The 24232-nt window shown below is 70.2% G+C and carries 22 protein-coding genes and 4 tRNA genes; 11 read left to right on the top strand and 15 right to left on the bottom strand.

The window, feature by feature from the left end; genetic code table 11:
* Positions 1 to 107: 107 nt before the first annotated feature.
* The 3 genes from ACFQ6X_RS20045 to ACFQ6X_RS20035 are packed head-to-tail and all read right to left on the bottom strand — an operon-like array spanning position 108 to position 1347.
* Positions 108 to 509 carry a fluoride efflux transporter FluC gene (locus ACFQ6X_RS20045; protein WP_383183187.1) on the bottom strand — a complete coding sequence of 134 codons (402 nt, stop codon included), beginning with the start codon at positions 507 to 509 and terminating at the stop codon, positions 108 to 110.
* Positions 506 to 1000: a fluoride efflux transporter FluC gene (locus tag ACFQ6X_RS20040; RefSeq protein WP_383183185.1), complete on the bottom strand. Its 495-nt coding sequence runs from the start codon at positions 998 to 1000 to the stop codon at positions 506 to 508. The genes ACFQ6X_RS20045 and ACFQ6X_RS20040 overlap by 4 nt, the downstream gene beginning before the upstream one ends.
* Complete coding sequence (locus ACFQ6X_RS20035; RefSeq protein ID WP_329208828.1) at positions 997 to 1347, bottom strand: metallopeptidase family protein; 351 nt, start codon at positions 1345 to 1347, stop codon at positions 997 to 999. Before ACFQ6X_RS20035 ends, ACFQ6X_RS20040 begins: the two co-directional genes overlap by 4 nt.
* Positions 1348 to 1494: 147 nt before the next feature.
* Here ACFQ6X_RS20035 and ACFQ6X_RS20030 point away from each other — a divergent pair, with 147 nt between their 5' ends.
* The 4 genes from ACFQ6X_RS20030 to ACFQ6X_RS20015 all read left to right on the top strand — a co-directional run bounded on the left by ACFQ6X_RS20030 (position 1495) and on the right by ACFQ6X_RS20015 (position 3392).
* Positions 1495 to 3027, top strand: coding sequence for a metallophosphoesterase (locus ACFQ6X_RS20030; protein ID WP_383183183.1), 1533 nt, complete (start codon positions 1495 to 1497; stop codon positions 3025 to 3027).
* Positions 3028 to 3107: 80 nt separating this feature from the next.
* Positions 3108 to 3180 (top strand) — tRNA-Glu (locus ACFQ6X_RS20025).
* Positions 3181 to 3218: 38 nt separating this feature from the next.
* Positions 3219 to 3293 (top strand) — tRNA-Asp (locus ACFQ6X_RS20020).
* A 22-nt stretch (positions 3294 to 3315) separates the two neighbouring features.
* Positions 3316 to 3392 (top strand) — tRNA-Phe (locus tag ACFQ6X_RS20015).
* A gap of 39 nt (positions 3393 to 3431) precedes the next feature.
* On the opposite strand, the gene ACFQ6X_RS20010 is transcribed toward ACFQ6X_RS20015, so the two are convergent.
* The 3 genes from ACFQ6X_RS20010 to ACFQ6X_RS20000 form a co-directional block, all read right to left on the bottom strand.
* The gene (locus ACFQ6X_RS20010) at positions 3432 to 4277 is read right to left on the bottom strand and encodes a cytochrome c biogenesis CcdA family protein (RefSeq protein WP_383183181.1); all 846 of its coding nucleotides are present in this window, start codon (positions 4275 to 4277) and stop codon (positions 3432 to 3434) included.
* Entirely contained in the window at positions 4274 to 5029 is a 756-nt protein-coding gene (locus ACFQ6X_RS20005; protein WP_383183179.1) for a DsbA family protein, read from the bottom strand. Before ACFQ6X_RS20005 ends, ACFQ6X_RS20010 begins: the two co-directional genes overlap by 4 nt.
* Before the next feature lie 65 nt (positions 5030 to 5094).
* The gene (locus ACFQ6X_RS20000) at positions 5095 to 5445 is read right to left on the bottom strand and encodes a hypothetical protein (RefSeq protein WP_383183177.1); all 351 of its coding nucleotides are present in this window, start codon (positions 5443 to 5445) and stop codon (positions 5095 to 5097) included.
* A gap of 225 nt (positions 5446 to 5670) precedes the next feature.
* On the opposite strand from ACFQ6X_RS20000, the gene hrpA reads away from it, so the two are divergent.
* The 3 genes from hrpA to ACFQ6X_RS19985 all read left to right on the top strand — a co-directional run bounded on the left by hrpA (position 5671) and on the right by ACFQ6X_RS19985 (position 10277).
* Positions 5671 to 9591, top strand: a complete 3921-nt coding sequence (gene hrpA / locus ACFQ6X_RS19995) for an ATP-dependent RNA helicase HrpA (RefSeq protein WP_383183175.1) — start codon at positions 5671 to 5673, stop codon at positions 9589 to 9591.
* A gap of 115 nt (positions 9592 to 9706) precedes the next feature.
* Positions 9707 to 9781, top strand: a tRNA-Asp gene (locus tag ACFQ6X_RS19990).
* 142 nt (positions 9782 to 9923) lie between these two features.
* Positions 9924 to 10277 carry a DUF6274 family protein gene (locus ACFQ6X_RS19985; protein ID WP_383183173.1) on the top strand — a complete coding sequence of 118 codons (354 nt, stop codon included), beginning with the start codon at positions 9924 to 9926 and terminating at the stop codon, positions 10275 to 10277.
* 595 nt (positions 10278 to 10872) lie between these two features.
* On the opposite strand, the gene bldC is transcribed toward ACFQ6X_RS19985, so the two are convergent.
* A complete protein-coding gene (gene bldC, locus ACFQ6X_RS19980; protein ID WP_003949541.1) occupies positions 10873 to 11079 on the bottom strand; it encodes a developmental transcriptional regulator BldC in 207 nt (68 codons plus the stop codon).
* A 664-nt stretch (positions 11080 to 11743) separates the two neighbouring features.
* Positions 11744 to 12589 (bottom strand): hypothetical protein, encoded by an 846-nt coding sequence (locus tag ACFQ6X_RS19975; protein ID WP_383183171.1) that lies wholly within the window; start codon positions 12587 to 12589, stop codon positions 11744 to 11746.
* Between the two features lie 176 nt (positions 12590 to 12765).
* Between ACFQ6X_RS19975 and ACFQ6X_RS19970 the strand changes: the two genes are divergently transcribed.
* Both ACFQ6X_RS19970 and ACFQ6X_RS19965 read left to right on the top strand, forming a co-directional pair.
* Positions 12766 to 13848, top strand: coding sequence for a Leu/Phe/Val dehydrogenase (locus ACFQ6X_RS19970; protein WP_383183169.1), 1083 nt, complete (start codon positions 12766 to 12768; stop codon positions 13846 to 13848).
* 352 nt (positions 13849 to 14200) lie between these two features.
* The gene (locus ACFQ6X_RS19965; protein ID WP_376372000.1) at positions 14201 to 14458 is read left to right on the top strand and encodes a DUF3073 domain-containing protein; all 258 of its coding nucleotides are present in this window, start codon (positions 14201 to 14203) and stop codon (positions 14456 to 14458) included.
* Positions 14459 to 14586: 128 nt separating this feature from the next.
* Here ACFQ6X_RS19965 and purM read toward each other — a convergent pair whose 3' ends face one another.
* Positions 14587 to 15654 carry a phosphoribosylformylglycinamidine cyclo-ligase gene (purM, locus tag ACFQ6X_RS19960; protein ID WP_383183167.1) on the bottom strand — a complete coding sequence of 356 codons (1068 nt, stop codon included), beginning with the start codon at positions 15652 to 15654 and terminating at the stop codon, positions 14587 to 14589.
* Between the two features lie 60 nt (positions 15655 to 15714).
* Positions 15715 to 17241, bottom strand: a complete 1527-nt coding sequence (gene purF / locus ACFQ6X_RS19955) for an amidophosphoribosyltransferase (protein ID WP_383183165.1) — start codon at positions 17239 to 17241, stop codon at positions 15715 to 15717.
* Between the two features lie 647 nt (positions 17242 to 17888).
* Here purF and ACFQ6X_RS19950 point away from each other — a divergent pair.
* Entirely contained in the window at positions 17889 to 17981 is a 93-nt protein-coding gene (locus ACFQ6X_RS19950; protein WP_383183163.1) for a putative leader peptide, read from the top strand.
* A gap of 207 nt (positions 17982 to 18188) precedes the next feature.
* Positions 18189 to 19655 (top strand): sulfatase, encoded by a 1467-nt coding sequence (locus ACFQ6X_RS19945; RefSeq protein WP_383183161.1) that lies wholly within the window; start codon positions 18189 to 18191, stop codon positions 19653 to 19655.
* A gap of 19 nt (positions 19656 to 19674) precedes the next feature.
* On the opposite strand, the gene ACFQ6X_RS19940 is transcribed toward ACFQ6X_RS19945, so the two are convergent.
* From ACFQ6X_RS19940 to ACFQ6X_RS19920, 5 genes are read right to left on the bottom strand one after another with little or no spacing between them, the layout of a single operon-like run.
* Positions 19675 to 20502 carry an META domain-containing protein gene (locus tag ACFQ6X_RS19940; RefSeq protein WP_383183238.1) on the bottom strand — a complete coding sequence of 276 codons (828 nt, stop codon included), beginning with the start codon at positions 20500 to 20502 and terminating at the stop codon, positions 19675 to 19677.
* 37 nt (positions 20503 to 20539) lie between these two features.
* Positions 20540 to 21343 carry a sterol carrier family protein gene (locus ACFQ6X_RS19935; protein ID WP_383183159.1) on the bottom strand — a complete coding sequence of 268 codons (804 nt, stop codon included), beginning with the start codon at positions 21341 to 21343 and terminating at the stop codon, positions 20540 to 20542.
* A 51-nt stretch (positions 21344 to 21394) separates the two neighbouring features.
* Positions 21395 to 22687: a hypothetical protein gene (locus ACFQ6X_RS19930; RefSeq protein WP_383183157.1), complete on the bottom strand. Its 1293-nt coding sequence runs from the start codon at positions 22685 to 22687 to the stop codon at positions 21395 to 21397.
* 44 nt (positions 22688 to 22731) lie between these two features.
* Positions 22732 to 23565: a M23 family metallopeptidase gene (locus tag ACFQ6X_RS19925; protein ID WP_383183155.1), complete on the bottom strand. Its 834-nt coding sequence runs from the start codon at positions 23563 to 23565 to the stop codon at positions 22732 to 22734.
* 36 nt (positions 23566 to 23601) lie between these two features.
* Complete coding sequence (locus tag ACFQ6X_RS19920) at positions 23602 to 24129, bottom strand: ArsR/SmtB family transcription factor (RefSeq protein ID WP_383183153.1); 528 nt, start codon at positions 24127 to 24129, stop codon at positions 23602 to 23604.
* Positions 24130 to 24232 lie beyond the last annotated feature (103 nt).

Genomic DNA, 24232 nt, shown 5'->3' with positions numbered 1-24232 from the left:
GACTGCGGAGCAGGGACAGGTCGGGGGGCGCTGTGTCCAACTCCCCCGACCCCGCCGGGGACACGCACGGACACAACACCCGCACACCGCCCCCGGGCGCTCCCGGGTCAGCCGCCGAAGCCCCCCGCGCCCGCGAAGCCCGCGGAGCCCCCGGCGAGTTCCGCCCCCAGGAACACGGCCCCGAGGCCCACCAGCAGGGACGCCACCACATTGGCCGCCGCCAGAAAGCCCCGGCCGGTCTCGGCCAGCCGCAGCGTCTCGTACGAGAACGTCGAGTACGTCGTCAGCGCCCCGCACAGCCCCGTACCCAGCAGGGCGTACGTATGTGCGGATACTGCGGCCCCCGTCAGCACCCCGAGCAGCAGGCTGCCCGCCGCGTTGACGGTGAAGGTCCCCCACGGGAACACATACGGCAGCCCCGCCCCGTGCCGGGCCTGCACCGCACGGTCCGTCAGATAGCGCAACGGCGCGCCGACGGCACCCCCGATGACGACCAGCAGCCAGTTCACGAGGCCCGCCCCCGCCCGTCCACCAGGACCCGCGTGAGCGCCGCCGCCCCCCACACCGCTCCGAGCGCCGCCACGACCGTCGACAGCGCGTACGCCATCGCCACGAGCACCTCCTGACGCACCAGCAGCTTCGACACGTCGGCGGCGTACGTCGAGAAGGTGGTGAATCCGCCGAGCACCCCGACCCCCAGGAACGGCCGCACCAGCGGATGCGTGACCGTCCCCCGTTCGGCGACCAGCACCATCAGCACCCCGATCAGGGCACAGCCCGTCACATTGACGACGAAGACCGCCCAGGGGAACGCCCCCTCGGCAGCCGGCCAGGCCAAGGACGCCGCGTACCGGGCGGTGGCGCCCAGCGCGCCTCCTGCCGCGATCACCGCGGGGACCTGCCACCGGCCGGCCCCCGCGGTCTCGTGACGCTGCGCGGGTACGGAGAGGTCGACGTCCGGGTCGATGATCGGCCGGCGACCGGGTTCCTGTGCGCTCACCCGTAGCCCAGCGCGTGCAGCCGCTCGTCGTCGATGCCGAAGTGGTGGGCGATCTCGTGGACCACCGTGATCTCCGTCTCGGCGACGACGTCCTCGCGCGACTCGCACATCCGCAGGGTCGGCCCGCGATAGATGGTGATCCGGTCCGGCAGCACCCCGGCGTACCACTCACCCCGATCGGTGAGCGGCGTCCCCTCGTAGAGCCCCAGCAGATCGGGATCCCCGGGCTCCGGTTCGTCCTCGACGAACACCGCGACGTTGTCCATCAGCCGCATCAGCTCCGGCGGGACCCGGTCAAGAGCCAGACTCACCAGCTCTTCGAACTCCTCGCGCGTCATCTCCAGCACCCCGCCATTGTCACGTACGACCGGCCGTGGCGGGCGGGCCGCACCGGACCGGACCGGGCAGCCCTCACCGGACGGACAGCCACCCGCCCGGCCCACCCCTCCCGACCGGTCCGCATGTACGGCGCCCGATCGGGGCATACGGGCCCAATGGCCCGCGACCCGTTCCGCGCCGCAGTCGTCCGCATCCGGCACCACTACCGCGCCCGCTCCACCGCCCCCGTCAGCACGCTCGCCGCCGCCCCGCACCCGTACACGCGTGTGCTCGGACTGCTCGCCGTCGTCGTGCTGGGGGCCTGGCTGGGGCTGCTGATCGTCGGCAGCGTGCGTACGCCGGTGGGCCCCATGGACACGACCATGACCCTGCGCCCCTCACTCAGCGGCGGCACCAAGATCAACGTGTCGCCGCTCGGCGCCCTGGAGCTGAACTCCCACATCGCCCCGGTCCGCCTCGACGTCGATGTCGACCAGCTGGATCCGGAGCGCTCCCAGGCCCTGGTCAAGCACCCCGAACGCCTCTCCGGCCTCCAGGACGAGGTCACCGAGGACGTCGCCACCGGCACCCGGGAGCTCGCCGTCCGCTCCTGCGTGGCCGTCGTCTCCGGAGCCACCGCGCTCGGCCTCGCCGTCTACCGCCGGCCGCGCCGCGCACTGGCCGCCGGAGGGCTCGCCCTGGCGCTCCTGGCCGCGTCGGGCGTCAGCGCGTACGCCACCTGGAATCCGAAGTCCGTCCTGGAGCCCAAGTTCTCCGGGCTGCTCTCCAGCGCCCCCTCGGTCGTCGGTGACGCCCGCTCGATCGTCACCGAATTCGACGTCTACCAGCAGGAACTGGCCCGGCTCGTCACCAACGTGACCAAGCTGTACGACGCCACGTCCACGCTCCCGGTGTACTCGCCGGACCCCGCCACCATCAGAGTCCTGCACGTCTCCGACGTGCATCTCAACCCCGCCTCCTGGCACATCATCGGCTCGCTGGTCGAGCAGTACGAGATCGACGTGATCATCGACTCGGGCGACACGATGGACCACGGCACCGCAGCCGAGAACGGCTTCCTGGACCCCATCCGCGACCTCGGCGCGCCCTACGTGTGGGTGCGGGGCAACCACGACTCCGCCGTCACCCAGGCCTATATGAAGAACCTCAAGAACGTGCACGTCCTCGACGAGGGCAGCGCCGTGGACGTCGCCGGCCTGCGGATCGCGGGCACCGGCGATCCCCAGTTCACCCCCGACCGCTCACGCCCCACCGGCGGAAGGGCGGCCGAGGAGCTGGCGGGGATGCGGCTCGCCTCCGCGCTGCGCGACCAGCAGCGGGCGGGCACCCCGGCCGACATCGCGGTGGCCCACGACCCGAACGCGGCGCGGCAGACCGACGGCACGGTTCCGCTCGTCCTGGCCGGCCATGTGCACCACCGGGTGAACGAACTGCTGAAGCTCGGTACGCGGCTGAAGGTCGAGGGCTCCACGGGCGGCGGCGGGCTGCGCGCCGTGCAGAACGAGAAGCCGGAGAAGGTGCGCGCCTCGGTGCTCTACCTGGACCGCGCCACGCGGCACCTGCAGGCCTGGGACGAGATCACCCTGGGCGGCCTGGGCCTGACGACGGCCGAGGTCAGCCGCCATCTCCCCGAGGAGAACCTGGCCGGTCCCTCGCCCTCCCCGACCGTCTCCCCCACCTCCCCGTAAACCGTTTTGGCGTTACCTCCCCGCATCCCATATGCTTCTCACGTCCCCGACGCGCTGGAAAGCGCGCAGGTGGGCCCTTAGCCCTCATCGTCTAGTGGCCCAGGACGCCGCCCTTTCAAGGCGGTAGCACGGGTTCGAATCCCGTTGGGGGCACGCTTTACTGTGTGCGAGACTTGTCTCGCACATTGCTTGGTCCTGTGGAGCAGTTTGGAGTGCTCGCCACCCTGTCAAGGTGGAGGCCGCGGGTTCAAATCCCGTCAGGACCGCTGCAGCCCGTATGAGCTGCGTGGCTGGGTAGCTCAGTTGGTACGAGCGATCGCCTGAAAAGCGATAGGTCGCCGGTTCGATCCCGGCCCCAGCCACCACCCGAAGGCCCCGTCCGATGGACGGGGCCTTCGCCGTTGTCAGGCCACTTCCTCTTCCTTCCGTCCGTTGCGCCGCCGCCACGCCTGCGCCCCGAGGAACAGCAGCGCCACCGACGCCACGGCTCCCAACGCCACTGCGTCCGGTACCCGTCGGCCGATGTTCCGGGCCCACTGCTCGACGGCGAACGAGTCGTCGACGTCCAGCAGTCCGGGCAGCGCGGTCGTCCCGTCGTACATGAGGAAGAGCGCCCCGAGCCCGATGAAGAACAGGCCGGAGAGCAGGGACGTGCTGTGCAGTTCGAAGCGGCCGGCGCGCAGGGTCCGGCCGCGCAGCCAGGCCCGGCGGCCGAGGTCGAAGCGTTCCCAGAGCAGTGCGAGCACGAACAGCGGAACGGCCATGCCCAGCGCGTAGACGGCGAGCAGCAGTCCGCCGTACACGGGGCTGCCGCTGACGGCCGCCACGGTGAGGACGCTGCCCAGGATCGGGCCCGCGCAGAAGCCGGCCAGCCCGTAGACCGCGCCGAGGGCGTAGACGGACAGCGCGGTCGTGGGACGGATCCGGCCGCTGAGGGCGGCGATCCGACGGGAGGCGAAGCCCAGGCCCACGATCTGCGCGAGGCCGAGGCCGATGATCAGCCAGCCCGCGCCGAGGACCAGGGCGTCGCGGTGCCCGTAGAAGAGCCGTCCGGCGTACGAGCCGGCGGCACCGAGCGGTACCAGGGTGGTGGCGAGGCCGGCGTAGAAGATGCCGGTGCGTGCCAGGAGCCGTGAGGCGGAGTCGAGGGAGTAGGCGAAGAAGGCGGGGAGCAGCAGGGCGCTGCACGGGCTGACCAGGGCGAGCAGCCCGCCGAGCAGGGCCGCGAAGTATCCGATGCCCGGGGTCACTTCGCGGGGTCCCCGGCGCTGCCCACGTTGGCGGCCTCGGCCGCTGCCGCTTCGATGGCCTGGGTGAAGACGGCCATCGGCTGGGCTCCGGCCACGGGGCGGCCGTTGATGAGGAAGGACGGGGTGGACGTGGCGCCGATCCCGTACGCCTGTTCCTGGTCCTTGCCGACCGCGTCCGCGGCGGCCTTGCTGTCGGTGTCGCGTACGAAGCGGTCGATGTCCTTGACCCCGGCCTGCTGGGCGAGGGCCCTGAGCCGGTCCTTGCCGAAGCCCTTCTCCTTGGCGCCCTCGGCGTACGCGGCCCGGTGGAAGGCCCAGAAACGGTCCTGCTGGCCGGCCGCCCAGGAGGCGCGTGCGGCGGCCTCCGACTCCTTGCCGAAGATCGGGAAGTTGCGCCACTCGATGCGCAGGGTGCCGTCGGCGACGTACTTCTTGATCAGTACGGGTTCCGTGTCACGGGCGAACTTTCCGCAGTAGCCGCACTTGAAGTCGGCGTACTCGATGAGGACGACGGGGGCGTCGGTGCGGCCCTGGGCCAGCTTGTCGCCCGCGTCGCGCCGGGCGAGTTCCGCCAGCTCCGCGTACATGTCGGCGTCCGGCTCCGAGGTCGTGCTGACGGCGGTGGTGCCGGAGGGGGTGCCGTCGGGGGCGGTGGCCCGGTAGGAGACGAAGCCGAGCAGCCCTGCGGCGAGGACGACGGCGGCGCCGAAGGCGAGCGGCTTCTTGGATGTCGGGCGGGTGGGCGTGGGCATGCGGCACTCCGTGCTGGTGCGTGGGGGTTCTGCGGGAGAGGAAGAAAAGGGGGAGGCGGGTCCGCCTACACCCTCAGCACGGAGAGCTCGACGGGTGTGGGTGTGGCGGGACGAGGACCGCGTACGGCGAGCCGCACCGGCAGCGGGGCCCGGGCCCGGTCGGTGGCGGCGGGCAGGCCCACTGCGGCGGGGCCGGGCGCCTGGTCGTGCGGGGCGCGGGTCCGGGCGGGGAGGACGGGGTCGGTGCCGTCGTGGTCGCCGTTCCGGTCGCAGCCCGGTATGCCCGTGTTCCCGGCGGCGGCCACGGCCTGAACGGTGCCGGTGCCCGTGCCGGCCGCCATCGCCGCGGGTGCGCAGAGCAGCCCCAGTACGACCGCGAGCACTGCCGTCAGGCAGCACCACCGCGCACGGGACATGGGACCGCCTCGGTCGAGGTACGGATGATCAGTTGCCCGAAATGGTACGTGCTGTGATCCGGCGCGCCCTCCCGGTCACCGGCGCGGTACGCGATCGTCCACCGCCGCGTGCCGGAATCCGGGTGGGAGCCCGCCCCGTGGAGCCCGCCGACCGGAGCCCAGGAGATGCGCTCGCGTGAAATGCGTTCGCCACTCTTCGCGCCCGGGTGAGATCCTGGGGTCCGTATGTCTACTTCCTTTGCCGATCTCCAGTCCCAGCTCGGGCAGCTCTCGCTCCGCGACGCGCACCGGCTCGGCCGTCGTCTCGAGGGTGCCCGCCGCATCCGTAAGCCCGAGGACCGACAGTCCGTGCTGGACGAGATCGCGGCCGAGGCCGGAAAAGCAGCCGGGCGGCTCGCAGGACGCGCCGCCCGGATGCCGGCCTTGTCGTACCCGGAACAGCTCCCGGTCAGCCAGAAAAAAGACGAGATCCTGGAGGCGATACGCGACCACCAGGTCGTGATCGTCGCGGGTGAGACCGGCTCCGGCAAGACCACGCAGATCCCCAAGATCTGCATGGAGCTGGGGCGCGGCGTCCGGGGCATGATCGGGCACACCCAGCCCCGAAGGATCGCTGCCCGCACCGTCGCCGAGCGGATCGCCGACGAGCTGAAGACCCCGCTCGGCGAGGCCGTCGGCTGGAAGGTGCGCTTCACCGACCAGGTGAACCCGGACGCGACCTTCGTGAAGCTGATGACGGACGGCATCCTGCTGGCCGAGATCCAGACGGACCGCGAGCTCCTCGCGTACGACACGATCATCATCGACGAGGCCCACGAGCGGTCGCTGAACATCGACTTCCTGCTGGGCTACCTCGCCCGGCTGCTGCCCAAGCGCCCCGATCTGAAGGTCGTCATCACCTCGGCGACCATCGACCCGGAGCGCTTCGCCAAGCACTTCGGCGCGGCGCCGATCGTGGAGGTCAGCGGGCGTACGTATCCGGTCGAGGTGCGCTACCGGCCCCTCCTGGAAGAGGACAGCGAGGACTCGGACCGCGACCAGATCACCGCGATCTGCGACGCCGTCGACGAGCTCCAGTCCGAGGCACCCGGCGACGTCCTGGTCTTCCTCTCCGGCGAGCGGGAGATCCGTGACACCGCGGACGCGCTGAACAAGAGGAATCTCAGACAGACCGAGGTGCTCCCGCTCTACGCGCGCCTGTCGCACGCCGAGCAGCACCGCGTGTTCCAGCGCCACACCGGCCGCAGGATCGTTCTGGCAACGAACGTCGCGGAGACGTCGCTGACCGTTCCCGGCATCAAGTACGTGATCGACCCGGGCAACGCCCGGATCTCCCGCTACAGCCACCGCACCAAGGTCCAGCGGCTGCCGATCGAGCGGGTCTCGCAGGCCAGCGCCAACCAGCGCAAGGGCCGCTGCGGCCGTACCTCGGACGGCATCTGCATCCGGCTGTACTCCGAGGACGACTTCCTGACCCGTCCGGAGTTCACCGATCCGGAGATCCTGCGCACCAACCTCGCCTCCGTCATCCTCCAGATGACCGCGGCCGGTCTGGGCGACATCGAGAAGTTCCCCTTCATCGACCCGCCGGACCACCGCAACATCCGGGACGGCATCCAGCTGCTCCAGGAACTGGGCGCGCTGGATCCGGAGGAGAAGGATCCGAAGAAGCGGCTCACCCCGCTGGGGCGCAAGCTCTCCCAGCTGCCGGTGGACCCGCGGCTGGCCCGGATGGTCATCGAGGCCGACACGAACGGCTGTGCCCGCGAGGTCATGGTGATCGCCGCGGCGCTCTCCATCCAGGACCCGCGCGAACGGCCCTCGGAGAAGCAGACGCAGGCCGACCAGCAGCACGCCCGCTTCAAGGACGAGACGTCGGACTTCCTGGCGTTCCTGAACCTGTGGCGCTACATCCGGGAGCAGCAGAAGGAGCGGGGCTCCTCCAGCTTCCGCCGGATGTGCAAGCAGGAGTACCTGAACTTCCTGCGCATCCGTGAGTGGCAGGACATCTACGCGCAGCTGCGTACGGTCGCCAAGCAGATGGGCGTCCAGATCAACGAGGAGGACGCGCCGGAGCAGTCGGTGCACACCTCGCTGCTGGCCGGCCTGCTGTCGCACATCGGGCTGAAGGACACCGAGAAGAACGAGTACCTCGGTGCCCGCAGCGCCAAGTTCGCGATCTTCCCGGGCTCGGCCCTCTTCAAGAAGCAGCCGCGCTTCGTGATGTCGGCGGAGCTGGTCGAGACGTCCCGGCTCTGGGCGCGGGTCAACGCGAAGGTCGAGCCGGAGTGGATCGAACCGCTCGCCCAGCACCTGCTGAAGCGCACCTACAGCGAGCCGCACTGGGAGAAGGACCAGGCGGCGGTGATGGCGTACGAGCGGGTCACGCTGTACGGAGTGCCGATCGTCGCCCAGCGCAAGGTCAATTTCGGCCGCATCGACCAGGAGGCGTCCCGCGATCTGTTCATCCGGAACGCCCTGGTCGAGGGCGACTGGCGTACGCACCACCAGTTCTTCCATGACAATCGCAAACTGCTCGGCGAGGTCGAGGAGTTGGAGCACCGCGCCCGGCGCCGCGACATTCTCGTGGACGACGAGACGCTCTTCGATTTCTACGATCAGCGGATCCCGGAGCACATCGTCTCGGGGGCGCACTTCGACTCCTGGTGGAAGCACAAGCGCCGGGACGAGCCGGACGCCCTGGACTTCGAGCGTTCGATGCTCATCAACGAGAAGGCCGGGACCGTCACCAAGGACGACTACCCGGACTCCTGGCGGCAGGGCAAGCTCAAGTTCCGGGTGACGTACCAGTTCGAGCCGGGTGCGGACGCCGACGGCGTGACCGTCCACATCCCGCTCCAGGTGCTCAACCAGGTCACCTCCGAGGGCTTCGACTGGCAGATCCCGGGGCTGCGGGAGGAAGTGGTCACCGAGCTGATCCGCTCGCTGCCCAAGCCGATCCGCCGGCACTACGTGCCCGCCCCGAACTACGCGGACGCCTTCCTGGACCGGGCCGTGCCCCTGCAGGAGCCGCTGCCGTTCACCCTGGCCCGCGAGCTCCAGCGCATGGTCGGCGTCCCGGTCACGGCCGACGACTTCGACCTGTCGCGCATCCCGGACCATCTGAAGATCACCTTCCGGATCGTCGACGAACGACGCCGCAAGGTCGCGGAGGACAAGGACCTGGAGGCGCTGAGGGTCCAGCTGCGCCCCAAGGCCCGCCAGGCCCTCTCCAAGGCCGCCGCGGCGACCGCGGGGCCCTCAGGCGAGTCCATCGAGCGTTCGGGCCTCACGGACTGGACGATCGGCACCCTGAACCGCACCTTCGAGACCCGGCGGGCCGGCCAGCCGGTCAAGGCGTACCCGGCGCTGGTCGACCAGGGCGCGACCGTCGCCGTACGCCTCTTCGACACCGAGGCCGAGCAGCAGCAGGCGATGTGGCGCGGCACCCGGCGGCTGATCCTGCTGAACATCCCGGTGAACCCCGCGAAGTTCGCCTCGGACACGCTCACCAACCAGCAGAAGCTCGCCCTGTCCCGCAATCCGCACGGCTCGATCCAGGCGCTCTTCGACGACTGCGCGACCGCTGCCGCCGACCGGCTGATCGCCGCGCACGGCGGCCCGGCCTGGGACGAGGCGTCCTTCCGGAAGCTGTACGACAAGGTGCGCGCCGACCTCGTGGACCTGACCGTGCGCACGATCAAGCAGGTGCAGCAGATCCTCGCGGCCTGGCAGGCCTGCGAGCGCCGTCTGAAGGCCACGAACAGCCTGGTCCTGATCAACAACGTCACGGACGTACGGGACCACCTCGCCCGCCTCGTACCGCCCGGGTTCGTCACCATGACCGGGCTGCGCAGGCTGCCCGACCTGATGCGCTACCTGGTCGCCGAGGACCGCCGGCTGCAGCAGATGCCGACGAACGTCCAGCGCGACACCACGCGCATGGAGAAGGTCCACGAGATGCAGGACGAGTACGCCTGGCTGCTCGAACAGCTGCCGCAGGGACGGCCCGTGCCGCAGGACGTCCTGGACATCCGCTGGATGATCGAGGAGCTGCGGGTGAGCTACTTCGCGCACGCCCTGGGCACGGCACAGCCCGTCTCGGACAAGCGGATCGTGAAGGCGATCGACGCGGCGGCACCGTGAATCCGCCCGCCTCCGTGCCGTAACGGATCCGCCACCACGGGTGAGTTCGACCTGGCCCTCGGACCTCCTGTACAGTCTGGTTTCGCAGCCAGCCGCAAGGCAGCCGCGAAAACCTGGTCCTGTGGAGCAGTTTGGAGTGCTCGCCACCCTGTCAAGGTGGAGGCCGCGGGTTCAAATCCCGTCAGGACCGCACATGACGAAAGCCCGGATCCTCTGGATCCGGGCTTTCGTGCGTCTTGACGTCGGCATCTGCCGCGGGTACCCCCATAGAACAGAGACTGCCCCTGTTTCCCTCGGCGCGGGGCAGTCCGGTCCACCGGGAGGTCGCACGCATGTCTGCGCCCGCGGCACGGCACGAGACCCGCGCGCTGCTGCGCGCCCATCTGGCGGCCGCATCCGGCTACCGGCACGTCACCCGCCACTGTCCGATCTGCCATCGTCTGCTGCGGCTCGCCATGGAGCCCGTGACGGCCCCACAGGCGCCGTACGCGGACCCGGGGCACGGCAATGCCCCCGAACCGACCGGCACGTCCGAAAACGCCGCCGAAGCCCCCGGAAGGGGCACCGGCCCGGCACCCCAGCCCCCGGACCCGGCGCCGCCCGACGAGGACGCTCCGGGGGGCCCGGCGGGGGTCCGGCGGGGGAACGAGGCCGGAAGCGATGGCGAAGGACCCCACGCAGCCTGACCGTCGGCCCCGCCCGTCCGCCTCCGGGCCGTGAAAGGCCTTTAGTTGGCCGGGCGCACGGTTGCAAGACAGGGCCGGTGTGACGGGAGTCACCGAACGAGTTTTGAGAAGTGGGGACTTTACTCCCTTCCTACAACTAGCGAATTTAATATGTGCAATTGCACTGCGCATGAGGCACATCCCGGACCGTTCCGTCCGAGCTGCCCCACGACGTCCGGGACCCACCCGAACAGGCCCGAACAGGCTCGCCCACACTCGTACGCCGGCCCCCTCGGAAACCGACTCGTCGGCCCGTTCGGACAGCCACGGGGAGTCGGGCGGACAGATGGGCACAGGAGGCGGACAGAGGGCGGACAGGCGGGCGTACGGCCGGGCACCGGGGCGCGTAGAGGCAGGCGGGGCGGGCTTCGGGGGCCTGCGGGCATAAAAAGATCGCGCTGGACCCGGCGGAGTCCAGCGCGATCGAACGACGCACCCTTATTGCGTAGGTATGACGCCCGTTGGGGCAGGCGTCCGTCGTGTGGAGCTATAGGCGGGCACTGTGGGTTGGGGGACCCGGCAGTAGCCCTGTTATGGCTGCGGCGGCAGGGGTGTATCAGGCCTCGCTGCGCTGCTGCGGAATACCCGCAAGCAGTGCGCGGACCTCTGCCTCGCGGTACCGGCGATGCCCACCGAGCGTGCGGATGGACGTGAGCTTGCCAGCCTTTGCCCACCGCGTGACCGTCTTCGGGTCCACGCGGAACATCGTGGCAACCTCAGCCGGGGTCAGCAGCGGCTCGGCATCAGGGGTGCGAGCGGTCATGAGCGGCCTCCTCGGGAGAACCGAACCATCTCGGTTCTTTCCTCTAAATTCTGCACCTTGACCCGCGTTGCCCGAAATGGCGGACGCGGGCCGAGTCGGTTATAGGACGAACGGCTTGTCCTCGGCACTACAACTACACCATCCGTCCAGCCACGTCGGCCAAACCGATGGAATTGCCCTCCCAGGTGTTCATCAGCGACGGAAGCCGATGGACCATGCCATAGCGGACAGTCACGCCCCAGTAACGATCAGTCACAGGACGATCAGGAGTCATCAGAAGTCGTCAGACCCCCCATAGCGTGCAATGCCAAGCATTCCGCCCATAGTTGGGCGAACAGAGTCCTCCCCGGACTCCTTGTCCTATTTTGGCATGAGGAGTAGGGAAGGGCGCAAGGGCCCCGTAAGTGCTATCCGTCACCCTTGAGGCAAAGGCCCGGTTCGGGACGTAGGTCCTGGGCCCTGCGGAGTGGCCTCCCGCCTCGTGTGTCACACGCGTCACACAGGCCGCGGGTTCACGGCTCGTCAGTTCCCGTCAGGGCATCCCCGTTCACCTCCGTCCGGCCTCTCGGCATCCGCCTATGCCGGACACCTCACGGGATGTCTCTTCCCTTCCGATCACACCGCTATGCGACGGTTCGTGGGATTTCACACAACTTCGGAGTCGTCAGTTGGCGGACTGCCGGTCCCGGACCGCACGCCACCGCTCGGCGAGACGCCCGTACGCGACACCCGCCGCGTCGCTGTCGCCGGCCTTCAGCGCCGCGATGCCCTCCGCCACATCCGCCGCCGACCGGTCGCCGGCGAGCTGCTCGCGGGGCAGCGCGTGCACCAGGCCGCCGTAGTCCAGTTCCACCAGGGCGCGCGGATGGAACTCCTCGAGCCAGCGGCCCACATCCACCAGGCCCTCGGTCAGCGGCCCCTCGTCGACCGTCTCGCGCAGCGTCCTGAGCGCCCGCGCCAGCCGCCGCCGCGCCTGCACCATCGGCGTCCGGTAGCGCAGCAGGGGCTGGGCCCCGTCGGCGTCCGCCTCGACGTACTCGCGCTCCTCGTCGTCGAACAGGACGAACCAGCGCACCGGGACGTGCCACACCGTGGTCCGGATCCAAGGACGGGCGTCCGGGTTCCGCTCCGCCCACCGCTCGTAGTCCGCGATCGCCTGCCCCCGCACCACCGGGGGCAGCACCGCGTCCAGCACCGTGGCCGGAAACAGCCCCCCGAGTTCCTCCAGCGCCAGCCAGCCGCGCATCCGGGTCCGCCACGGACAGACGCACACCGCCCCGTCCAGCTCCGCGACGAAGGCGTCCCCGCTCTCGTGCACGGGCACCCCCACCGGCGGGGTGGGCACCAAGTCCGCCAGCGAGCGACGCAGTTCGTCCTGCGCCGTGGGGAGGACGGAACGCTGCGCGTAGCGCGCCCAATGGCTGCGTTCGGGCTCCCGGAAGGCGGCGAGCGGCTCGTACACCCGCAGGTAGGACGTGTAAGGGACGAGCACTGAAGACACCACCGACATGCAGCAAATCGTGTCACGCCGGTACTCCGCCAGGGGGTGATCCTCGGCACTGGAACAGATCTGCGTGTCCCGAGGACTTACGCTCTTGCCCAGTCGGACCGACCGTGCCGGTCGGTCCGGGGCCCTCCCCACCTTCAGGAGGGTCTTCCGCCGCTTCGTACTTGGGAGTCACCACAGTGACCAATCTGACCGACGGCGTCCTGCACACCCTGTTCCACTCGGATCAGGGAGGCCACGAACAAGTCGTGATCTGCCAGGACCGTGACAGCGGCCTCAAGGCCGTCATCGCCCTCCACTCCACCGCCCTGGGCCCCGCCCTCGGCGGCACCCGCTTCTATCCGTACGCCTCCGAGGAGGAGGCCGTCGCGGATGCGCTGAACCTGTCGCGCGGCATGTCGTACAAGAACGCCATGGCCGGCCTGGACCACGGTGGCGGCAAGGCCGTCATCATCGGCGACCCGGACACCGTCAAGTCCGAGGAACTGCTCCTGGCCTACGGCCGTTTCGTGGCCTCGCTCGGCGGGCGCTACGTGACCGCCTGTGACGTCGGCACGTACGTCGCCGACATGGACGTCGTCGCCCGGGAGTGCCGCTGGACCACCGGCCGCTCCCCCGAGAACGGCGGCGCGGGAGACTCCTCCGTCCTCACCGCGTTCGGCGTCTTCCAGGGCATGCGCGCCTCCGCCCAGCACCTGTGGGGCGACCCCACGCTGCGCGGCCGCAAGGTGGGTGTCGCGGGCGTCGGCAAGGTGGGTCACCACCTGGTCGAGCACCTGCTCAGCGACGGTGCCGAGGTCGTCATCACCGATGTGCGCGAGGAGTCGGTACGCCGGATCACCGACCTGCACCCCGAGGTCGCCGTGGCCGCGGACACCGCCGCGCTGATCCGTACCGAGGGACTCGACATCTACGCCCCGTGCGCACTCGGCGGAGCGCTGAACGACGACACCGTGCCCGTCCTCACCGCCAAGGTGGTGTGCGGCGCGGCCAACAACCAGCTCGCGCACCCGGGTGTCGAGAAGGACCTCGCCGACCGCGCGATCCTGTACGCACCCGACTACGTGGTGAACGCCGGTGGCGTGATCCAGGTCGCCGATGAGCTCCACGGTTTCGACTTCGACCGGTGCAAGGCGAAGGCTGCAAAGATCTTCGACACCACGCTGGCCATATTCGCACGTGCGAAGGAGGACGGGATTCCGCCGGCCGCCGCGGCCGACAGGATCGCCGAGCAGCGCATGGCCGAGGCCCGTCGCCGCTGACGCTTCGCCCGATTCACCCAGCGGCCATCGGCCCGTCATCGGACTGTGCAGTGCCGGTGACGGGCCGGTGGCGGCCCGGTGCCCGGCCGGTTCAGCCGGGCAGGGAGACAAGGCTCACGCCGGTCGGCGGGTCGGCCGTCCGCAAGAGGTTAAAATCGCGGTTGACCAGCGAGGACGGGCTCCTCGGTGGTCCTGTACCGAGGCACGTGATGCGGGCGGCGTACCGTATGGCCGAGGAAGCAGGTACCGTTAAAGCCACGGGCGCGGTCTCTCAGCCGAGAGTCCGTCCTGAAACATGAACGCGTGTCAAGACTCTGGGGCCGTCGAGCCCCGTCACCGAGGGGGTCGAGCCATGGGGCGCGGCCGGGCAAAGGCCAAGCAGACTAAGGTCGCCCGTCAGCTGAAGTACAGCAGCGGCGGGACTGACCTGTCGCGTCTGGCCAATGAGCTGGGCGCATCACCTTCGAGTCAGCCACCGAACGCTGAGCCGTTCGAGGACGACGACGAGGAAGATGACCCGTACGCACAGTACGCGGATCAGTACAACGACGACGAGGACGCGGACGAGGACGAGCAGTCCGGTCCGTCGTCACAGCGCCGCGGCGCTTGACCTCGCGCTGACACATCAACCCGGTCCGGGCCTGCCCGGACCGGGTTCTGTGCTGTCCCGGTGCGGACGGGTGGAGCTGCTCCGCCTCACGCCGGTCCGGAGTGTGCCGGACCGGCGTTCGTGGCGTTCTACCGTGCGTAGCTGCCGGTCAGTTCGGCGCCCGTGGTGTGCGCACCGCGGTCCGTGATCTCACCCGCGACCCAGGAGTCGACACCCCGGTCGGCCAGGGTCGTGAGCGCGGCGTCCACCGAGTCGGCGGGAACGATCGCGATCATGCCGACACCCATGTTGAGCGTCTTCTCGAGCTCCAGCTGCTCGACCTGTCCGGCCTTGCCGACCAGGTCGAAGACGGCGCCGGGCGTCCAGGTCGAACGGTCGACCGTGGCGTGCAGCGAGTCCGGGACGACCCGGGCCAGGTTGTTGGCCAGTCCGCCGCCGGTGACGTGGCTGAAGCCGTGCACCTCGGTCGTACGGGTCAGCGCCAGACAGTCCAGGGAGTAGATCCTGGTGGGCTCCAGGAGCTCCTCGCCGAGCGTCCGGCCGAACTCCTCGATCTCCCGGTCCAGGGCCCAGCCGGCCCGGTCGAAGACCACGTGGCGCACGAGCGAGTACCCGTTGGAGTGAAGACCGGACGACGCCATGGCGATCACGGCGTCACCCTTACGGATACGGTCCGGGCCCAGCAGCCGGTCGGCCTCCACCACGCCCGTTCCCGCGCCCGCGACATCGAAGTCGTCGGGGCCGAGCAGACCCGGGTGCTCCGCCGTCTCGCCGCCGATCAGCGCGCAGCCTGCCAGGACACAGCCTTCGGCGATGCCCTTCACAATGGCCGCGACACGCTCGGGATGCACCTTGCCGACACAGATGTAGTCGGTCATGAAGAGCGGTTCGGCGCCGCAGACGACGAGGTCGTCCACGACCATGCCGACGAGGTCGTGGCCGATCGTGTCGTACACGCCCATCTGCCGGGCCAGATCGACCTTCGTGCCCACGCCGTCGGTGGCGGAGGCGAGCAGCGGGCGCTCGTAGCGCTTGAGTGCCGAGGCGTCGAAGAGGCCGGCGAATCCGCCGATGCCCCCCAGGACCTCGGGGCGCTTCGTCTTCTTCACCCACTCCTTCATCAGCTCGACGGCGCGGTCACCGGCTTCGATGTCGACGCCCGCCGCCGCGTAGGAAGCACCTGTTGTCTCAGACATTGCCTGGGATCTTTCGTGTGGGAATACGGGGCTGGTGGGGAGGGAGCCGGTCGGTCCGGATCACGGACGACGCAGCGCGTCGGCCGCCGCGGTCGCGGCGGGGCCGGCCGCCAGCTCGGTCTCCAGCAGCTGCTTGCCGAGCAGCTCCGGGTCCGGGAGCTCCATCGGGTATTCACCGTCGAAGCAGGCGCGGCACAGGTTCGGCTTGTCGATCGTCGTCGCCTCGATCATCGCGTCGAGCGAGATGTACGAGAGCGAGTCGGCACCCATCGAGGTGGCGATCTCGTCGACGGACATGCCGTTGGCAATCAGCTCGGCGCGGGTCGCGAAGTCGATGCCGAAGAAGCAGGGCCACTTCACGGGCGGGGAGGAGATCCGGATGTGGATCTCGGCGGCGCCCGCCTCGCGGAGCATCCGGACGAGAGCGCGCTGGGTGTTGCCGCGGACGATCGAGTCGTCGACGACCACCAGGCGCTTGCCCTTGATGACTTCCTTGAGCGGATTCAGCTTGAGACGGATGCCCAGCTGGCGAATGGTCTGGGACGGCTGGATGAAGGTCCGGCCGACGTAGGCGTTCTTGACCAGTCCGGCACCGAACGGAATTCCGCTCGCCTCGGCGTAGCCGATGGCCGCGGGAGTGCCCGACTCCGGCGTCGCTATGACCAGATCGGCCTCGACAGGAGCCTCGGCCGCCAGCCTCCGGCCCATCTCGACCCGGGAGAGGTAGACGTTGCGCCCGGCGATGTCGGTGTCGGGGCGGGCCAGGTACACGTACTCGAAGACACAGCCCTTGGGCTTCGCTTCTGCGAAGCGGGAGGTGCGCAGGCCGTTCTCGTCGATGGCGACGAGCTCGCCCGGCTCGATCTCGCGAACGTAGCTGGCACCGCAGATGTCGAGGGCGGCGGACTCGGAGGCCACCACCCAGCCACGCTCCAGCCGGCCGAGTACCAGAGGGCGGATGCCCTGCGGGTCACGGGCGGCGTAGAGGGTGTGCTCGTCCATGAAGACGAGCGAGAAGGCGCCCTTGACCTCGGGGAGCACCTTTGCGGCGGCCTCCTCGATGGTGAGCGGCTTGTCGTCCTCATCCGTCTGGCCGGCGAGCAGCGCCGTCACCAGGTCGGTGTCGTTGGTCGCCGCCACCTGGGTGGCACGGCCGTCCTTGCGGGGAAGGTCGGCGACCATCTCGGCGAGCTGGGCCGTATTGACCAGGTTGCCGTTGTGACCCAGGGCGATCGAGCCGTGCGCGGTGGCACGGAATGTCGGCTGCGCGTTCTCCCACACCGAGGCACCGGTGGTGGAGTAGCGGGCATGACCGACCGCGATATGGCCCTGGAGGGAACCCAGAGACGTTTCGTCGAAGACCTGCGAGACCAGTCCCATGTCCTTGAAGACCAGGATCTGGGACCCGTTGCTCACTGCGATGCCCGCGGACTCCTGTCCACGGTGCTGCAGGGCATACAGTCCGAAATAGGTGAGCTTGGCGACCTCTTCGCCCGGAGCCCAGACACCGAAGACGCCGCAAGCGTCCTGGGGGCCTTTCTCTCCGGGGAGCAGGTCGTGGTTGAGTCGTCCATCACCACGAGGCACGGCACCGAGTGTAGGCGAGATCGACCACCGGTCCGAATTGGGGAAGCGCCGTGCACGGCCTGCGGGAGCACCGCGGACGGGGCCGGGAGGGGCCTCTGCGGGCCGTTCCGGGTGACACCAAGTGATCACTCGGAGTGATGGCGACCGGTTCGCCGGAGGGCCTTTCGACGGGTGCGGGGCAGTCGGCGCCCGGAGGAGCGGCTGGTTACCGGTCGGTTCGGGCCGGCCGTCGGGTGGGCGGCGAACGGCACTCTCGTGGCACTCGGTGAGCCGGGGCACGGGGCCGGAGGGACGTAGGCCGCACACTCGTTTCGTGGTGAGCCTCACACTCGGGGGCGCGGCCCAGGGGGCCGCCGGGCGACCCGAGGACCCGCGAGCGGAGCCGGACGAGGGCCAAGGGTGACTTCCCGAGTCCACGCGGTCCACGCGGTCCACGCGGTCCACGCGGTCACGCGCTGCCCGGGCGACGGCGGGCGCGCGGCATCCCGAGGTTCACGTGGCGACCCGGGCAACGGCCGGGGGGTCGTTTCCGGAGATCCACGTGCCGGTTCGGGCGTACCAACGCCCCTGTCCGCAGTACGAGACCTGTGTCCGCAGTACGAGACCGGCGTTGACAGGCTCATGGCCCGTTGGCAGGCTCCTGCCTCATGCAGCCCTCCGGTGATCTTTCGGTCCTGCTTGTAGCGCGCCGCCACGTCGATCTGGGACGTGTCGCGAGCGCCATCTGTCGCTGCGTCTGAGCCTGCCGCGCTCGCGGGGCCTCGGAGCCCGGGTCCCGGACTTCCGGGGCGCATGAGCCGATCCCGCCCCTTTCTCCCGCTTCTCCCTTTCTGCCCGCTCATGGCCGGGTGCGTTCCCGTGCGCCCCCGCCCCTGACGGGCCCCCTCACGTTCATCCACCTCGTGCGCCCGTCCCGACCGGCGCCCGGGGCCCTCCCTGGAGACCTCATGCCCTCTCATGATTCGAATGCCAGTTCCCCTCAGCGATCCGGCTCACCGCTGAGCAGGCGCGCCTTCACCACCGCGGTGGGCGCGACCGCAGCCACCGCAGCCGTCGGGGTACAGGCCGCCTCACCGGCCGCGGCGGCTTCCGGGCCGGCTTCCGACGACGCGGTGCGGGAGCAGCCGTTCCGCGCCGCCCGCGGCAAGCACTCCAGGCGGCCCAACATCCTGTTCATCCTCGGTGACGACCTCGGCTGGGCGGACCTCTCCTCGTACGGGGCCCCGCACATCCGGACCCCCAACCTGGACAGACTCGGCCGCCAGGGCGTGCGGTTCACGGATGCGTACGCGGGGTCCGCCACCTGCTCCCCCACCCGGTTCAGCCTCTACACGGGGCGCTATCCGGGGCGTACGAAGGGCGGGCTCGCCGAACCCATCGCGGACAGGTCCGTGGGCCTCGAACCGACGCACCCGACGCTCGCCTCGCTTCTGCGCGGCGCCGGCTACTCCACCGCGCTGATCGGCAAGTGGCACTGCGGCTATCTGCCCGACTACAGCCCGACCAGGTCCGGCTGGGACGAGTTCTTCGGCAACTTCGGCGGGGCGCTCGAGTACTACTCCAAGCTGGGGCTCGGCGGTGAGTACGACCTGTACGAGGGCGACGCCGAGTACAAGGACCTGCGCTACTACACCCGGATCCTGACGGAGCGCGCGAGCGAGTACGTCCAGCGGGACCACGACGCGCCCTGGCTCCTCAACCTGAACTTCACCACTCCGCACTGGCCGTGGATCGCGGACGGCGACACCGAGGAGAGCGCCGAGATCGTCCGGCGCATCAAGGCGGGCGACGCAAGCGCGCTGTGGAACGCCGACGGCGGCTCGGTCCAGAAGTACACCGAGATGGTCGAGGACCTGGACCGCTCCGTCGGCGAGGTGCTGAAGGCCCTGAAGCGGTCCGGCCAGGAGGAGGACACCCTGGTCTTCTTCGCCAGTGACAACGGCGGCGAGCGCTTCTCCTACAACTGGCCGCTGTCCGGCAACAAGAGCTCACTCCAGGAGGGCGGCATCCGCGTCCCCGCGGTGCTGCGCTGGCCCGCCCGGATCGACGGTCACCAGGTCAGCGACCTCCCGGTGTTCTCGCCCGACTGGACCGCGACGCTCCTGGAGCTCGGCGGCGCCCGGCCGGACCCCGCCTATCCCCTGGACGGCATCAGCCTCGCCGGATACCTGCTGCGCGACGAGGAGCCGAAGGAGCGCGACCTGTTCTGGCGGGTGCGCGGGGAGCGGGCGCTGCGCCGCGGTGACTGGAAGTACTACCGGGGGAAGGCCGGCACCGACCAGCTGTTCAAGCTGGCCGACGACCAGCGGGAACAGGCGAACCGGGCGGCGGCCGAGCCGGAGCTGCTGGCCGAGCTGCGGGCGTCGTGGGAGAGGACGAACGCCGGTCTGCTCCCGTATCCGACGGGTTCCTGATCCCGCGGTTCGTTCGGGATCAGCCCTTGGCCGCCGGGGCCGACGCGCCGAGTCCCTTGCCGTTCTCCGCGGTGAGGGACAAGGAGCGGTGCCCGATCGTGTACGTCGTCTTCCCCTTGAGGACGCCGAGCAGCGCGCGCTCCAGCTCCATCTCGGGCCCCGGGCACATCTTCCGCGTCGAGGCGAGCGGGCCGAAGGTGATCGTGGAACCGGCGACCTTCGCCCTGCCGTGGAAGGAGTTGCAGCCGAGGCTGCCTTCCACGGAGCCGTCCTTGCCGAAGGTCAGGTGCGCCCTGCCCTCCGTACCCGCGGGCAGGGAGGTGGCGGTTTCCCCGGATACCAGCCCGGTGACCTTCCAGGCGGTGCCGGTCAGCGGCGCGGGGGGCTGCTCGGTGAGGGCGATGGAGTCGCCCTCGGCCGTGGTCAGGGTCAGGGCCCTGTCGGCACCCCGGCCCGTGACGGCCGCCTTGAGCTTGCCGCTGAAGGCGCGGCCCATCGCTTTCTCGAACTGCTGGAGATCCTCCTCGCAGCCCATCTCGGTGGTGGTGCCCTGCCCGACGGTGACCGTGTCGCCGTCGATGCGGACGTCCGCCGTGAAGCGGTTGCAGCCCAGATTGCCGCTCGCCCTGCCCTGGGAGTCGATCTCGACGTGGGCACCGGCCGGAGCGGCGGTCTTCTTCCCGTCGACGGTGAGGGAGGAGACGCTCCAGTGGACACCGGTGACGGGCAGTTCGGTCCGTACGGTTCCGCTGCCGTCTCCGGATCCTGCTCCGGAGCCCGACTCCGTACCGCAGGCGGCAAGGGTGAGGAGGGCCAGGACGCTGACAGCCATACGTTGTTTGTGCATGGTCATGGGACGGATCGAGTAGCCGATCCGGTTCCCCTCAGCCCATCAGCGGGAGCAGATGAGCCAGGTCGGCCCGCTCACCACTGGCGCCGACCTGCGCGTCGTCGAGCGCCCGCGCCCACTGGGTACGGCCGGTGGCGAGCCGGATCCAGGTGAGCGGATCCGTCTCCACGACATTGGGCGGGGTACCGCGGGTGTGCTTGGGGCCACCGATGCACTGCACGACCGCGAAGGGCGGGACGCGCACCTCGACGGACCCGCCGGGCGCCTTGTCGGCGAGTGTGTCGGCGAGCAGCCGCGTGCACGCGGCGAGCGCCTGACGGTCGTACGGGATGTCGAGGCCGGTCGCCCGGTGGAGGTCGTCCGTGTGCACGACGAGCTCGACGGTACGGGTGACCAGGAAGTCGCCCAGGCGCATGGTGCCCGCCCGGGTCGTCACGAGCCGGTCGCCGGCCGCGGCGGGCACGAGCTCCCCGAACCTGGTGGCGGTCACTTCGTACAGCGCGTCGAGGTCGGGCCATTCCTCGGCCAGTGCCCGGGTGGCGTCGGCGATCCCTTCGGCACGCCCGGCCGTGGAGGGCGGCCACTCCAGCAGGGTGAGTCCGGGCTTCGGTCCGCCGGCCGGTTCCGGCAGCTCCAGGCTGTCGTTGACCCGCCCGAGGGCCATCGTCATGTGCGCGGCAAGGTCCCGTACGGTCCAGTCGCCCAACCGGGCCGGCAGGGCGAGCTGTTCGGGCGTGAGGCTGCGAACGGCTTCCCGCACGTGGCCGAACTGGGCCAGGACCGCGGTCAGGGTCCTGGAGTAGTCGTACGCGCGCATGCGCTTCTTGGCCGGTGGCATAGGAGCGAGACTAACCGGCGCCTGAGACAACGCCGGCTGGTCCCCCTTCGCTCAACTCCCGGCGAAGTCGGCCTTCTCGGGGAAGGTGACGCCGGTGCAGCCACGGCGTTCGGCCGCGTCGTCGACGTATGCACGGAACAGTGCTTCCAGCCGGTCGGCGACTATTCGGTCGTACGGATAGGCCAGCCACATCACGTGCACGGCGGGCCGGCCCCCGCAGACGGAGGACGCCCACCAGATGCCGCTGGAGTCCGTTCCCGCGGTACCCGGGGCGAGCTCGGCCGGCCCGAGAGTCTCGTTGCTCAGGAGTCCCCGCGTCCCGTCGCCGACGTACGTCTCGGTCTTCACCCACCAGGGGGAGTACTTGAGCACGTCCTGAAGTCTCTGGGGGTGCTCCGCGGTCTTCGCGTAACCGGGGAAGATCCTTCGGGTCTCCTTCTCCCCGACCGCGAGCACGCAGGCGTCGTGGTCGCTGGCCCTGCCCGCAGGAGCGGCGAGCGCCCGGTCGGGGAGCTGTCCCCGGCCCTCCGTGGTCAGGAAGCGCCGGTACCAGGCGCAGGTGCCGCCCGTGCTCGCCGGGGCGCCGAGCTCCAGCTTCGGCTCGGCCAGTGTGGCGGGAAGCTCCGGGAGTTCCGCCTTGCACCCCGTCCGCCCGGCAGCCCGGTCCGCCGCCTGACGCGCCAGGCCGGCGAGCGTGCGGCGGTCCTCGGACGTGACGGGCTCGTCGTACTGGGCGACGGCGGTCGCCTCTATGGAGGAGACCGCACCCCCCTTCTCGCACAAAGCCCGGGCCGTCACCTTGTATTCGTCGTAGTCGCCCAGCCGGCCGTCTCCGAGCGGGTGGGGGAGCGCGTGGCGCACCACGACGGCCGGCTCGTCGTCCGTGTACGGGGAGCGGAAGGGACGGTCGGACTCCTGGTCGATCTCGGTCTCGTCCTCCTCGGTCTCCTCGGCGTCCGGGTCCGCCGCGTGCCGGACGAGGGCCAGCGAGAAGTGCCCGTACGTCGTCCCCGGATCGCCGACGCGGTAGACGAGACAGCCGCTGGACCGCTCGTCGGTGTCGGCCTCGTGTTCGTCGGAGAGCTCGACCCGGTTGACACCGCCGCCGTTGAGCCCGAGGACGGGGTCGGGGTCGATGAGGCCGCCGCACGCCGCTGTGATGCGTTCACGGCTCTCGGACCGGTCGCGGAGGTCGATGAGCTCCAGGGCGAAGGCCCAGACACTGAGCCCGATGCCGGCGACGGCGAGCACGCACAGCAGCTTGTTGAAGGAGTTGCCCCAGGGCCCGCGGTCGGGCCATTCCCTTGCGGTGCCGTCCTGTTGTGCAGTTCCTCGATCGTCCACCGTCGTCCCCCCGAACATCACACCGTGTAACGATCGCCAAGCTATCAGCCGCTGCTGACAGCCTCGTCGGCGACGAACGCCTCGCCGTTGGCCGGGATGCCCAGGCCCCGCCAGGTGAAGGGAACCCCACGGCCCACATCGAGGTCCGGGTGGTCCATCAGCTGGAAGTGCACATGCGGTTCGGTGGAGTTGCCCGAATTCCCGCACAGGGCCAGCCGCTGTCCCTCCCGTACGGTGTCCCCCGCCCTCACCTGGAGCGAGCCGCGCCGGAGATGGGCGTACACGGCGTACGTACCGTCGCCGAGGTCGAGCACGATGTGGTTGCCGACGATCCTGCCCGCGCCGGCCATGTCGCGCACGGACGCCTCGACCAGCATCAGGTAGGCGAGCGCCGGGCCGGAGTTCCGGCTGAGGTGGTCGCGCTGCCCGTCGCTCGCGTGCACGACGGTGCCGTCCGCCACCGCGAGCAGCGGGGCGCCGAACGCGGGGAAGTCCTCGTTGCGGCGGACGACGGGCCACAGCCACCGGAACGGCGGGCGTACGGGGACGCCGTCACCCTCCGGTTCGGCGACGATGTCGATCGCGTACGTCTGCCCGTAGCCGTGCGTGCCGTGGCTCGGCACCTTGTCCGCCGGGCTGTTGAGCGCGGTCCAGCGGCCCGTCACCGGCGGACCGACCTCCACCGGCGGCCCCGCCTTCGCCAGGTCCGTACGGCTGCGGCGGCCCACGGTGAGACCGATGACGATCGCCAGGCCCGCGGGCACGAACGTCAGCCCGTAGGGGACGAGCGGATCCGCGAGGACGCTCACGAGCACCAGGGCGATGAAGACGATCCAGCAGCAGCGGTAGAGGATCATGACGGCTTTTCGAACGGGCATGACGCTTCCCCTCATCAGGTGTGGTGCGGGTGCCGGTCAGGGCCGGGCGGCCGTGAGGACCACCAGCAGCGGCACCACCCGGGCCGCCGGCACCTCGTAGCGCCCGCGTCCCGTCGTGTGCAGCCAGCCCGCGCCGGTCAGCAGGCGCAGGTGGTGGTAGATCTGACCGGTCGTGCCTGTCTCGTCCAGCTCGGCCAGCTCGGCGGCGGTACGCCGGCCGCCGAGGATCTCCCGGAGCAGCCGCAGCCGTACCGGATGGCCGAGCGCGGCCAGCGGTTCGGCGGCTTCCGCCCAGTCGGGGCGGTCCTCGTCCGAACCCAGGAGCCCTGCGGTGAGTGCGCCGAACTGCCACTCGTACCGCTCACCGGCCGGCAGCCGTACCGCGCCCGTGAACAGCACCCCGCCGTCGGCGGCGGCGTCCCCGAGTCGGCCGAGCTGGTCCTTCAGCCCGGCCAGCGCCCAGAAGTCGCCGTCGCCCAGGCTCGGCGTCCCGCCGCTGTCCGCCGCCTGCTCCAGCGCCGCCAGTCGGCGCTCCAGCTCGGCGACACGCTCCTCAAGCTCCACAACACACACCTTACGTAATTACGTAATAATCATCAACAGGTATCGGGCGGGAACACCGAAGCCCCCGTCCGGTCGACCCGGACGGGGGCTTCGGTACAGGCGG

The sequence above is a fragment of the Streptomyces sp. NPDC056452 genome, assembly GCF_042796085.1.
Taxonomy (GTDB): Bacteria; Actinomycetota; Actinomycetes; order Streptomycetales; family Streptomycetaceae; genus Streptomyces.
The sequence above is the reverse complement of the archived record's forward strand: the minus strand, read 5'-3'. Positions and strand labels throughout refer to the sequence as shown.